This window comes from Photorhabdus hainanensis (genome assembly GCF_018448965.1).
GTDB lineage: Bacteria > Pseudomonadota > Gammaproteobacteria > Enterobacterales > Enterobacteriaceae > Photorhabdus > Photorhabdus akhurstii.
On sequence record NZ_RCWD01000002.1, the window covers coordinates 70,339 to 83,895 of the forward strand.

10 protein-coding genes and 1 pseudogene are annotated in these 13,557 nt (G+C 36.9%); 2 read left to right on the forward strand and 9 right to left on the reverse strand.

What is annotated here, in order from left to right:
- Positions 1 to 56: 56 nt before the first annotated feature.
- On the reverse strand, positions 57 to 1,160 hold the full coding sequence (locus tag EAE92_RS01905; RefSeq protein ID WP_214066850.1) for a hypothetical protein: 1,104 nt from the start codon (positions 1,158 to 1,160) through the stop codon (positions 57 to 59).
- A 566-nt stretch (positions 1,161 to 1,726) separates the two neighbouring features.
- Positions 1,727 to 2,347, reverse strand: a complete 621-nt coding sequence (gene bamJ / locus EAE92_RS01910; RefSeq protein ID WP_040151139.1) for a BamJ family beta-barrel-assembly machinery protein — start codon at positions 2,345 to 2,347, stop codon at positions 1,727 to 1,729.
- 270 nt (positions 2,348 to 2,617) lie between these two features.
- On the opposite strand from bamJ, the gene EAE92_RS01915 reads away from it, so the two are divergent.
- Positions 2,618 to 3,334 (forward strand): helix-turn-helix domain-containing protein, encoded by a 717-nt coding sequence (locus EAE92_RS01915; protein ID WP_046396605.1) that lies wholly within the window; start codon positions 2,618 to 2,620, stop codon positions 3,332 to 3,334.
- Positions 3,335 to 3,370: 36 nt separating this feature from the next.
- On the opposite strand, the gene EAE92_RS01920 is transcribed toward EAE92_RS01915, so the two are convergent.
- The 7 genes and pseudogenes from EAE92_RS01920 to EAE92_RS25355 form a co-directional block, all read right to left on the reverse strand.
- A complete protein-coding gene (locus EAE92_RS01920) occupies positions 3,371 to 4,666 on the reverse strand; it encodes an ATP-grasp domain-containing protein (RefSeq protein ID WP_214066851.1) in 1,296 nt (431 codons plus the stop codon).
- Positions 4,667 to 4,676: 10 nt separating this feature from the next.
- Positions 4,677 to 5,864, reverse strand: coding sequence for an MFS transporter (locus EAE92_RS01925; protein ID WP_214066852.1), 1,188 nt, complete (start codon positions 5,862 to 5,864; stop codon positions 4,677 to 4,679).
- Between the two features lie 122 nt (positions 5,865 to 5,986).
- The gene (locus tag EAE92_RS01930; protein WP_214066853.1) at positions 5,987 to 7,684 is read right to left on the reverse strand and encodes a carbamoyltransferase family protein; all 1,698 of its coding nucleotides are present in this window, start codon (positions 7,682 to 7,684) and stop codon (positions 5,987 to 5,989) included.
- Positions 7,685 to 7,707: 23 nt separating this feature from the next.
- Positions 7,708 to 8,511, reverse strand: a complete 804-nt coding sequence (locus EAE92_RS01935; protein WP_214066854.1) for a dimethylarginine dimethylaminohydrolase family protein — start codon at positions 8,509 to 8,511, stop codon at positions 7,708 to 7,710.
- Positions 8,508 to 9,698, reverse strand: a complete 1,191-nt coding sequence (argG, locus tag EAE92_RS01940) for an argininosuccinate synthase (protein WP_214066855.1) — start codon at positions 9,696 to 9,698, stop codon at positions 8,508 to 8,510. Before argG ends, EAE92_RS01935 begins: the two co-directional genes overlap by 4 nt.
- Positions 9,688 to 10,884 carry a PLP-dependent cysteine synthase family protein gene (locus EAE92_RS01945; protein WP_246544962.1) on the reverse strand — a complete coding sequence of 399 codons (1,197 nt, stop codon included), beginning with the start codon at positions 10,882 to 10,884 and terminating at the stop codon, positions 9,688 to 9,690. Before EAE92_RS01945 ends, argG begins: the two co-directional genes overlap by 11 nt.
- Positions 10,885 to 11,562: 678 nt before the next feature.
- A pseudogene (locus EAE92_RS25355) lies at positions 11,563 to 11,669 on the reverse strand (Tn3 family transposase); the annotation flags it as partial.
- A gap of 643 nt (positions 11,670 to 12,312) precedes the next feature.
- On the opposite strand from EAE92_RS25355, the gene EAE92_RS01950 reads away from it, so the two are divergent.
- A complete protein-coding gene (locus EAE92_RS01950) occupies positions 12,313 to 13,557 on the forward strand; it encodes a multidrug effflux MFS transporter (protein WP_214066856.1) in 1,245 nt (414 codons plus the stop codon).

Genomic DNA, 13,557 nt, shown 5'->3' on the forward strand with positions numbered 1-13,557 from the left:
CAATAATTCAGGGATCACTATCATCTGAAACATATGACAATATCGTGTCAATTTACCTAAGCAAGAATTGAACCTTCAAGATATTTGACCACATTGCGATCAATAAGGCATTCACACTGTTCATCCATCACACCAAGCGCCGTTATCCACATTTCCTCCATACGTGCCCTTGCCATTTCAGGACCCTTTTCATGCGCCAATAGTGCTAACATGTAAGTTGTGCCAGAAACCGTATAACCAGCCATTTTGATTCGGGAACACTTCAACGACAGCTCAAGAGGAGATGCATTCATTTCCGCCAAGCTTTTGGCAACAAAGGCGTTTTTCTGGGCCATATCCTTAACATCAGGAGAATTCAAAAATTGTTCGCGGGCAGTTTCATTCTCAATCAGGTAACGTAACGAGCTCATCAGATGGAAGCTTTCCATCGGTTTAATCACCGAGACATCGGCGCCATGCCAAATATCGAGGAGTGCCCACAGATCCATCTCTTTGACATTACCTGGCATGATTTTCTGACCGGTATTATGGCCTACAGCATCCAAATAAACATAGGCAGTGCTGGTCTCACTATTTTGGGAGAACGAATAAATTTTCGTATAATCCCCCGCCTTACTGATCCCTTTTTTCGTCAACATCACTTCCTCTGGTAAACGTCCCAACGTAACCACTCCATGAACATGATTACGCGAAAGGATAAAACCCACTTTTTCCAGTAAATTATGAGTCTGTTCCTTATCAAAATTACCGTTATTATCCCGCACACCCCATTGCCCATCCTCTGTTAACGCCAGACCAAAAGGATCGACAATCATCTTCACTGGCACGGAACCAATTGAAGTCAATATATTTTGCAGTGTTTCTTCAAATAATATTAAGCCCGCTTCAATATTATTATTTCTATTTGCCGACGAGATAAATCTCAGAGAAATATATTCTACTCCGAGTGTATTAGCGTGAATTATTCGGTTGGCAGCGCTACGCCAACCATAAGCAAAATAACCAGGCATCCCCTTTGTCGGATTACGTTCTTCTTCTCCCAGATCAATACTAACATCAATAGCCTGCGCCATTTTTTTCGGAGAAATTCGGTATAGACTTTCAGAATTAATACGACGAGAAAAATAGGGTATTAATGGCGATATTTCAATTGCATTCATTTTCATTTCCTTTATATCAAGATAACATTCCTGGCTTATTAATCCGCCAGACCTTTCATAATCGTTGATGCAATGAATTAGCCATACTATTCTTCAATATATTTAATAAATCAACATTATCTTTATAATAAAAACAAACAAAACATTGTTTATTTGTCATTAAAGTTATTAGAAATAAAAAATACTTTAAAATGCTGACACTCAAACAAAGGTAAAAGTAAACAAGTACTAACAAGAGAAAGGAGAAAGTGGAACCTAGGCTTGCCAGTGCGAAACAGCACTATGATCACGATTAAGATCAGAAAGAACCCAAATGCTGGTGGCAACAGCACGGAATATCAGGAAAATAGCATTACCATCTACTTTTTAGGTAAAAGCAAAAACTGACCAGCCCAAAAAACCTATTTTAAAGAAACAACTGGGACATTGAGAAAAAGCCAGTTAATCGGCAACATACTAGCTGAAATTTTCGATAGTCTGAAAACACCGCCCACTTTATTGAATGGGTTTATCAGTAGTCTGAGGCGAATATACCGGCTATTTTTAATCCTACTTCTGGATAAAACTTACAGAATATCCAATAATTCCACCTCAAAAATCAGAGTGCTATATGGAGGAATCGATGCACCAGCGCCTCGCTCACCATAAGCCAAATTATAAGGGATATAAAGCTCCCATTTAGAACCGACAGGCATCAACGTCAATGCTTCAATCCATCCAGCAATCACACCATTCACCGGAAATTCAGCAGGTTCGCCACGCTGTACTGAGCTGTCAAACACAGCGCCATCAATCAGACGTCCGGTATAATGAACACGCACGCTATCAGTACGAGCAGGAATTGCACCATCCCCTTGTTTTAGAACAGAAAACTGTAAACCGGATTCAGTGATGCTTATACCATCACGCTGAGCGTTTTCTGCCAGAAACTTCTGACCCTCTTCTGCCATAACTTGCTGACGTTCACGACGCACACCATCCGCACGTTCATGCATTTCACGTAAGGCACGATGTAATATATCAACCGGCACCGCTGGAGAATGATTTTCCAGCGCATCACACAACCCTGCTAACAGCGCTTCAGGTTCCAGACCTTGCAGGCCAGACTCCAGTAATTGCTGACCAACTTGCAAGCCAACTCCATAACTTGCTTGTGCCTCGATAGAATCAAAAGAAAGTTTTGCCATGAAAATACCTGTGATCAAATTAAATTAGGTTCGTAAGCATAACAGCGCTATGCAGCAGGGTAAACCGAAGATATCACTAGAAAAATACATGTCGACAAAATATATAAGAGCTAATAATCGATATAATTCTAAGTAGCATATTCATTCCTTAAAGGTTACAATATAAAAATTCAATTTTTATATATTTTTACTTATAATTGATTATATGAATGAAATATTTTTTATATAAAATTAATTTTATTGCAAATATTATACGACGAGGAAAATCTTATGAATACATTATTTAATGAGATTTCATCTGAAATTAAAAAATCCAAAACCATGCCAGAATTAGAAAAGAAGCTGTTAAACGCGATAAATTATCTGGGTTTTGAATTCTACTCAATTTATCAGGAAGAAAAATACCCATTCACGACTAAAAAATATGTTCTAATAACCAACTTAAATATAGAAAATGCAAACAATTATAATCAAGATAATAATCACGACAGCGACCAGTTAATGAATGGTGATTACACTTTCTCTATTCCGTCAATTTGTAATGATAATATATCAGAAAACGCTGATTTTATGATTGAAAAATCAAATCCAGATAAAAATGAAGTTAAAAATAGTCTTTCAATCAAAATTAAAGGTTATCATGGAGAAAGGTCAATTTTTTCAGTCGCCAGAAAAGAAGGCACTATTTCCCACAATGAAATACTTAATAAAGCGGGAATGTTAGGCATATTGGCGAATGAATGCATAAAAACATTCAATAATCTAAAAAACAAAAAGGATAAGATCATTGTTCCAACTCTCTCTACCAGAGAAGTTGAAGTCATAAGATGGACTTGTGAAGGAAAAACTTCTGCTGAAATAGCCGATATACTGGATATTTCGACAAGAACAGTTAATTTCCACATTAACAATGTCATGGAGAAATTAGTGGTTCCCAATAAAGTCGCGGCAGTTGCTAAAGCAATAGCATATAATCTAATTATATAATAATTAGAGCCGAAATAAGGCTCTGCCCATACGAAATTACAAAATATAATTAGATAATATATCCCTCCATGCATCATTAACTTCATTCATCAGGGATTCACATTTGACGTGCTCATCATTAATATGCACACAAACGTAACCACAGAAATCATTATTGCTTTTTGGTGTTTCGTAAACTAATGAACTTTTCTCTAAATTAATTTTTATTGCAATAATTTCGTAATATAATTTACTTAGAATATTATCAATAGATGCTAATAATGCTGCATTAATTTCTGTTTTATCGAATTTATCATTAATCTTTCCATCTTTACCTGCCAGCAAATTAATCAAAAATGCTCTTCCCTTCGCTTCAGGCAATATCATCCGATCACTAAATCCTTTGACTAAATGGTCAACCCAAATTTCCTGTAAATTTATATCATATACCCGGTTAGCCATATCCCAAATACGCATACCCGCAGGTCTACGATTAGTTTCAACCAGAAAAGCTTCTCCCGTTTTACTATCCTGCTTAATCTCATTATGGAATGCACCAAGAGTTTGCCCTGAGATCAGATTCATTACCTGCCCTGCTTTATGTAATGCAATCGTATTTCTGCCATCACATTGCGCCGGTACTATTTGCCCTATTTCAACAGGATATTCCCCTTTCTGAGAAACTTTTTGCGTTAAAAACGCCATACAACCAATACCATCATACGAATATTCTGTATCGAAAATAATAAGCTCTTCTGCAAGAATTTGATTACCGCCAGATTGCTCAACAGATTGAACAAAAGCCGTTGGGATTTTACTTCTATCTTTAACCGCAACCACTCCTATATTTGCTCGACCACAATTAGGCTTAATAATCACACCATACGGAACAGAGTCATAAAATTCTTCTAATTCTTTAATCTCATTAATGAAAGTATATCGAGGTGTCTTAATATGTTGTGCCGCAAGCAGTGGTAATATCCGAGTTTCTTGTTGGCGGAATTGATATTTTTCAATACCCGCAAAACTTAATTCGGGATCATCACCATAAACATTTAATTTTTTCGCGATAACAGCAGCATACCCAGATACCGCATCCATAAAGGGGAGAATAGCTGCACATGTCATATTAAGTTCACCAAGAACTGCCATCACACTATCAACATAATTTTCTGCTCGTACAGGAATATGATAGACAAATGGTGTGATATTTTTCTCCTCACCGGACAACATATCGCTAATAATCACCAATTCAAGGGAGTAATGAGATTGAATATAGTCACGAATATTCACGATTTCACTCAGCCTTGCCGGAAGATAATCAAGCACTAACAAATATTTTTTTGAACTCATATTTCCTCCATTATTGACTATTATGCAGATTAAATTTAAGCGAACGATAAGGATTAATAATGACAAACATCAATAAAACGAATGCAGAGAATATCAGATAAATACTATTGTAGGAAAAATGGTTCAGTAAATTAGCACAAATGAAACTAGTTAAAGGTGTCGCTAACTGATTCAAAACCAACACCACACCAAGATACTGAGAAAAACGCTGCTTCGGAATAAGACTCGCCCGATAAGAGCGAGAAAAAAGATTAAAACAACCTTCCGCACCAATGACCAGTAAGAAACCTAATGTGTAAACCACAAATAACGGCCCGGTAGCAAATAGTGTCAAACCACATAACGCAATCAAAAAAGCGGTTACACCAACGATACGCACATCAAAAACTCGGCATAATTTTGGCGCAATAAAAAATACACAACAATTTACCAGACCCGCATAAGCCAAAAGCTGAGCATAACTCCCTTCTGGCTGCGAAAAAACGCTGGTAATAACATAAACTGCCGTTGACAGAATAGCGCCTTGCATCACATTCATCAGAAATGTCAGGCCAATGACGCGTAACAAGGGTGGGTTTCCCATCAAGAATTTAAAAATGGCCGGCAGATTATAACCTTCTCTATTAGCGTGTTCTTCAATCTGATTTTTCCTTTGTAGCTGAAACCATATCAAGCTACTAATCAGAAAAGGAAAAAATGCAAATGCAAATACCGCATAAACACTAAATTTATAAACCAGCAAACCGACAACCGCCGGGGCTGCAATATAGGTAAACTGTTCAACAAACTGTAAACGAGAGTTAACAGAAGGTAATTCTATTGCACTTATGTTTTTAGAGACAAAACCTTCAAGGTTGACATATCCCGCCCCACTAAAAAAGGATAAAACACATGAGAGAGGAATAATGATATATACGATGCTATTATCAGAATATATAAATGAAAGAATAAAAAGAAATAAGCAAACTAATGATCGAAGAATATCACTCAGGAATAACATAACCAACGTATGCATCCTGTCGCCCATCCAACCAGAAATAGGGAGTGAAATCACCCTGAATAGCCGTTCAAGCCCAAAAGCAAAAGATGAAAGTGAAGCACTATTAGTTGAGGTATATACTAATACAGGCACAGCGAACATAACAAATGCCTCTGAAAAAACAGAAAAAAAGCGAGCCAGTATGATCCTATGTATCATTAATATTACCTCAACCTTATTATCTATCCCATTAGGCCATTTTATTTATCAATTCAGCTCTGAGCAAGACTTAAACTGATTCAGCAATTATGCCTACTGGGATAGATTTTTACTTGCAATAATTAATGAACAGATTTAATCAAATAATTCCCCAGAACTAAATAATCAATATTTGTTTTCATGAAAGTTTTAATGGCATCATCAGGAGAACAAACGATCGGCTCGCTATCGTTATAAGAGGTGTTCAGCAGCAAAGGCACACCAGTTTTCAGATAAAATGCCTCAATCAACTGGGCATAACCTGGATTTGATGCACTATCTACCACCTGCACTCTGGCAGTGCCATCTACGTGAACCACAGCCGGAATTTCCGATGCTTTATCCACTTTAGCATCCATCGCTAACAACATATATTTTGCAGCTTCCGGTAATTCTTTTCGAACATGGAACCAGTCAGCAACATGTTGACGCAATACGCTAGGCGCAAATGGTCTAAACATTTCACGATGTTTAACTTTACGATTCATTAAATCCCGAATGTCTTCATTTCTCGGATCGGCCAACAGACTACGATTACCTAATGCCCTCGGCCCAAATTCCATCCTCCCCTGGAACCAGCCAACAACATTATTTTCAGCTAATAAGTCTGCGACGACTTCATGAATATTCTCTTCATACGTCCAGTCCAAACCATGCGCTTTCAAACTACGTTGGTAATCATCTTCACTATATTCCAGACCCCAATAGGTATGAGTCAGAGGATAGCGTTGATTATTTCCAAGAATCTGATGCCAAATAAATAGTGCGGCGCCGGTAGCCGTCCCACCGTCATGGGCGGCAGGCTGAACAAAGATATCTTCGATATCCAACTCTTCATATAGTCGCTTATTGGTTATGCAGTTTAATGCCACACCACCCGCAAGACAGAGCTTATTCGTTGCTGTTTCCTGCAAATAATGACGAGCCATATTTAGCACGATTTCATCAGTTATTTGCTGGAGAGAAGCAGCGATATCATAATATTCCTGCGCAACTTCACCACCAGGCACTCTCTTCGCAATACCAAACAGAGATTCTAATTGAGAAAAATCTTGGCTGCGGAAATTGAGAATGGAGTTATCAATGGTAAACTCACCTTTCTCATAAATTTTGACGAATTGTTGGAACGCCGGCATAAAACCCTCAGGCTTACCATAAGCAGACATTCCCATTACCTTGCAGGCATCGTATACAGAGAAGCCTAGGAATTCTGCTAATTTCTCCCACATAAAACCAATTGAATGAGGGTATTCAATAGTTTTAATTTTTTCCAGACTATTACCATTGCCCAGATATACCCCTGCGGTATTATCCTCTCCAACACCATCAAGTGATAAGGTTAGCGCTTTATCAAATGGCGAAACAAAATAAGCAGACGCCGCATGCGCTGTGTGATGCGGAACCCAATGAAATTGACCACGGAATCCCATTGATTGCAAAATTTCTGGTACTGAAGTGGTTTTACGATAGAAAATAGATTCACCCGAGACACTTCCCCAACTGCCTTCATGGGTAGCTTCATCAATAAAGATTGATTTTCTTCGTTCTATCGGATCGATAGAAAACCCAATATGACTCACATCTTCCAAGCTAATACCCGCGAAGTCTAGTGCAACTTCAATAGAAGCCAATGGCAACTCATCGGGATTATCAATATTTGCTGGTTTTCCGTGTTTTCTTCTATTTAAACGCTCTTCTTCAATGGCAAAGATAGTTTCTCCATCTTTTAATAAGCAAACTGCTGACTCATGGTAAACTGAATTTATACCTAAAATATACATGGCTAATTATCCTCCCATTATAATTATTTAATTTTTAATACTAAGCAGCGCAGACTACCACCACTCTTTAAGAATTCACTCATATCACACTTAACAACATTATAACCATAATTATTTAATTGACGCTCAACTTCTATAGAACAATCATGCATGAGAATATCTCTACCTATTGGGATATTATTACAGATAAATAATTCCTTAGCGTCACGTTCTGATACTGAGATCCGGCGCTCAAATGTTTCAGTAATATAATTCTGACTCTCTTTAGTAAATGCATCAGGATAGTAAACAACCGTATCTTTGTCAATAAATGAGAATGCCAGAGCTACATGAAAGAAAGTTTGATCCTGAATATGCAACTCACCTTTAACTTTAAGTTCTGGATAGACTTTCTGAATCTTATTTATTGCTTCTTTATCTGAGCGAGGACCATAACCAAATATGATATCATTTTCCCAATAGATAACATCTCCAAGCCCTTCAAAATAGATACCGTCATCAACACGATGTATCTCATAACCTAGATTTTCCAGGTAATCAATATAATATTGGCTTTCCCCTTGGCGTTCAGCGTGCCGGAAATTACTAGCAAGGAATTTATTATTATGCACCATACCGCAATCACCTGAGAAAGTCATATCAGGCAAACCCTTAACAGGATCAATAGTGCGAATAGTGATGCCACGTTCAGTCAACCGTTCATAAAGAAAATCCCATTGCTTCTGTGCCAATTTTTTATTGACTCTATTATTAGGATCCATCCAATCATTAATGACGTATTCAATATCGTAAAAGTCAGGTTTACACATTAATAATTCTTTAATCATAATATTTGCCTCATCTTAGATTTAGCACTTTGCTTAGTATGGATATTAAATATTTTTGCAAATCCCTCCGCATCGTTTTGGCTATATAAATGACCACAGTTATATATTGCTAAACTATCATCATAGATAGTATTCTTGGAAGCACGGGAACAAACGCTGGCATATTTATAGCCTAATTCAAGCTTAATCTCACCATTGACATGTTGATTCATACTATCAATAAAATGGTTTAAATGAGTTAATAAAGGATCATACCAAAGCCCAGAATAAACTAATTCAACCCATTTTTTATCAATTATCTCTTTAAACCAATTCTCGTTACGATTACTACAGTAACATTCCAAATCACGATGAGCGGTAATTAAGATATGTGCGGCAGGTGATTGATAAATTGCGCGGGTTTTCAAACCGACAATGCCATCTTCAACAATATCAAAAATGCCAATTGACTGTTTTTTACCAATTTTATTTAATATTTCAATAATTTCATATAATGATTTTTTCTCGCCGTCGATCGATATCGGTATGCCATTCTCAAAACCTAATGACAAAAATATTGGCTCAGTGGCTGATAGTGCATCCTCAAATAATTTCCCTTTGACATCTTCAGGAATTAACATTTCTGGCTCTGCCAATGGTCCACATTCGACACTGAATCCCCATATATTTTCGCTGGTAGAATAAGGGTTATTACAACCAAATTCTTGAGGAATACCATAATTCATAGCATAGCTATTTACGACACTTTCGTCGTATTTAAAATCTCTCAACGAAGCAATAGGTATTTTATTCAGAATTTCTATATTCATATCCATTCTGACTTGATCATTACCTCTGAATTGATGGGCAATATAATCAATATTGAGCTCATTGGCTACTTCAACTGCCGCCTCCGCAATCGCAGGTCGGGACAGGGCTGCACTGAGAAAATAACCATTTTGATAAATAGCATTCGCTTTTATCGCTTTTGTCAGGAAGTGTTCAGCATATTGCGCTCGATAATCCTTATAGATAAATTTATCGGCACCCGCAACCATGCATTCTAATTCAATATCTTCAATGTCTCTTATCTGTCCTTCATCAATATAAAGAGCAATCACCTCTTTATACTTAGATTTAAGACTTCTTATGATAAGAGGATTATAGCGGCGATTATAGTAAATCACCAAAACACGATCAGAACTCATTTAATACGCACCCCATGTTTGTAATAATTTCTTCTAGCTGAGGTTCTGCTCTACTTTCCTCAACTAATTCTGAGAAATTATTTTCAAATAACCAAGTATCATTATAAATTGTGTCGATATAACGTTCTCCACTATCAGGAATAATGACAACAATACTATCTCCAGGCTTAAAATCATCCAGGTGATTTAATGCTGCGCTTACCGCACAGCCTCCCGTTCCACCAATTAAAATACCTTCATTTCTGGCTAATTTTCTCGCTATCCGGAATGCGTCAATATCTGCAATATCGATGTTGCTACGATCCAGAATAGAAGGTATAAACGTCAGTCCCGCGCCTTGTACTAGATATTTCCCTTGTTCACCACCGAAAATAACTGATCCAACCGGTTCAACACCATAAATTCGCACCTGTGGATTTTTCTCTTTCAAATAACGGGAAATCCCGGTAAGTGTTCCACAGCTCCCTGCTGTCGCAAAACAAGCTGTCAAATTATTGCCAAAAGTTTCATATAACTCACGCCCCGTGGAATGATAATGTTCATCAGGATTAACCTGATTTTCGAATTGCATGGGGCTAAACGCATTCGGATAGGCTTTTATAATCTCTTTAGTTAAATCAATACGATATTTGACAGTATCCGTTCCCGCTTCAAACTCTGGCAGGAAAATGATTTCCGCACCAAATGCTTTTATTTTATCGCGTTTCGCTGCCGGTACCATACGGTCCAAGACTGCAATAAATTGATGACCTTTAACAGCACACGCCATTGCCAGACCAATTGCCGTATTACCCGATGATGGTTCAATAACCACCATGCCTGGTCTTAATTCTCCCCAAGCCTCTGCCTTCTCCAGCATAGCAACTGCAATGCGATCTTTAATACTCCCACTGGGGTTAATATTCTCCATTTTGAGAAAGACATTAATACCTTTAGTGTATCTACCATTCAACATAACTACTGGAGTATTACCTATAGTTTGTAATATGTTTTTACCTAGTTTCATACCCGTTTTATCCCTTATGTCTGGGTTAATATGAAGAACATATAATGATGATAAGGTATTTTTATTAATAAATAAGTAAATCAATTCAATATTTAACATATCTATTAATTTATTAATGAAACCATTCACTTTATAAATAACTATGGAGAATAACTTCATACCAATTAACAACAAGAGCATTTATTTGTGTTATCACACAAGGGTTAATTAACAAAAATGATAATTATAAAATTACACTTAAAAGTCTACTGTCAACTCTGACAGTTATATCAGTAAAATCTCATATAGATTTTTGATATTATCATTCAATAATAAGGATATATATTATCATCATTAAATATTCTTATATAAATTCATATGAAATGAATTATTATAATGACAAATAACCGTGACGATATAAGAATATGCTTCTAATTATTATAAAATAATCACACATGTAATTAACAGGATTTACATATATATTAAATTATTCGATAAAAAATCCCCATATCACAACAGAATTAACAACACCGACATTACCTAATAATAAGAAATACGAATTAGATTATTTGCAGATAATAATCTTACAATGAATGATATTTTCAATATAAAAAACGAAAAATCAACAATAAGAAAAGCTGTCCAAAAGGCAATATTACAGAAGAATAGACAAAAGAAACTATGATTCTATAAACGACAAAATAAGGGTAGTAAATGTAGAATAAATCAGATTAATGCTCAGTTACCGGGAATGGGGTTTGGGGAGCAATGGAACAGTAAACGCCGTTAAGCAGTCATTTTAAATAGCCATTTAATTATAAATCATTGCGTTAATCATCTTCATTAAATGGCCTTAGCTCCCCTCTGCTGACGTCTTCCAGAACTGAGTTGATCTTCCCGGCCTTCAAATATGCCTGTCTCAGTTCACCTCGTTTACCATGAAACACACTTCTGGCCACGGCGTGTCGTCCTTCTCCACAATTAAGCTACTGGAGTTGTAAGCGGGGCAATGGTATTCGGTTAAGGAAAAAATTATGCTATAGATACTGATAACTCTGTAGGGGTGACAGGCAAATAAATTTATATTACATGCTGAATAAGGTTTTTTTGACTCGTGTTGGAAAGGACATCAGGTTTTTACTATTAATGGCTCTAGATTAAATGTTCCAAGAAAGCTTTTGAACAAGGGTTACCGGATCCCCAAAACACGTCCAGATATTACCCCTATGCCATGATGATCTGTCTCTATGATGTACTGAACTCAATAGTGTATGATATTGATTTTATTAATCATAATAATGAGAGAGACTGTGCAAAAGGACACCTTGCGTGTCTGGGAGAAAATGCTGTCGCTATTTTCGATCATGGTTACTTCAGTTATTACCTGCTCTATCAAGTCATCCTAAGCAACGTGGATACGTTAATTACCTAATGAAACCTATCAAATTGCCAATTTTAATCGGTGATACAACCGACTTCCTCTCAACACCCCGCCTTGAAACAAGGCTTTACTATCGAAAATATAGTATTTTCAATAGTAACACTAAGCAAACAAAAAAATGATTTCTAAATGGAAATCATTTTTCTATGATGCTACAGTCTTCATGACATATTTATTATATTAGATGAATGACAGTGAAAAAATCAGAAAATATACTAAATGAAAATTGCTTAGATTTGAATGTTTCGTCTTACCAAAAAGGTGCGCTGGGATTCAAACTTGTTTTAGTTCTGGGAATGTTGAGTGCTATTGGCGCTCTTTCGACTGACATGTACCTCCCTTTATTTCCCGCTATGTCTCACGCACTAATCACAACTCAAGCTGGTGTTCAATTAAGTCTAACGTCATTTATGTTTGGCCTCGCGATTGGACAATTAATTATTGGCCCTTGGTCGGATGTGATTGGCAGGAGAAACCTTCTATTAGGCGGTATGGTTTTGCTAACTGTAGCATCAATTGCTTGTTCATTTTCTTCAAGTATTGAGATGTTAATCATTAGCCGTTTTTTTCAAGGTGCTGGTGGTGCATCAGGTATTGTCTTAACACGAGCCATTGTTTCTGACCTTAGTTTTGGTAACAAAGCCGCATACTATTTCAATCTGATGTTAGCGATACAAGGTGTAGCGCCGATAATTGCGCCATTGATAGGAGGCATTGCTGCACATTTTCCGTGGCCAGTTGTATTTGTCTTTTTAACGGTTATTTCACTGATACTCACCGTCTTAACGTTTGCTTATGTGCCAGAAAGTTTGCCAAATAAATCAGCATATAGCGGGATTAAGAACAGTTTAGTTAAACAGTTTTTCAAACTGTTCAGAAATAGAGTCTATATGGGATATACGTTAGTATTCTCGGCCACCTTTGGAGCACTGTTTGCCTACATTTCAGCATCACCTTTTATATACCAGTCCATGTTTAATTTTACCCCAGGATTTTTTTCTGTTGTGTTCGCAATTAATGCCGGAATTATGATGTTCGGTAGCATATTGAGTGCCCGATGGGTTGAACGGATCGGCGCTAAAACGCTTGTCATAGTTGGTGTTGTAACAACTTTTATCCTAGCTTGTTTATTACTGATTGTAAATTATCTCAGTGTTTATCAACTTCAGTTAACTACAGCCATTTTCATGATACTTATGTTCACGATGGCGTTAATTTTCGGCAATGCAGCCAGTTTGGCATTAACAGCGGTTCCTGATTTAAGGGGGGCAGGCTCTGCTGTCCTTGGTGCTCTTCAGTTTGGAACGGCTTCTTTGACGGCATTTTTAACTGGTCTTGGCAAATCTGTGTCTCTGTTTCCTGTATCTATTGTATTAATCGGATGTGGGATTATGACTCTATTTTCCTTAATATTAGTACGTGTAAGGAGATAA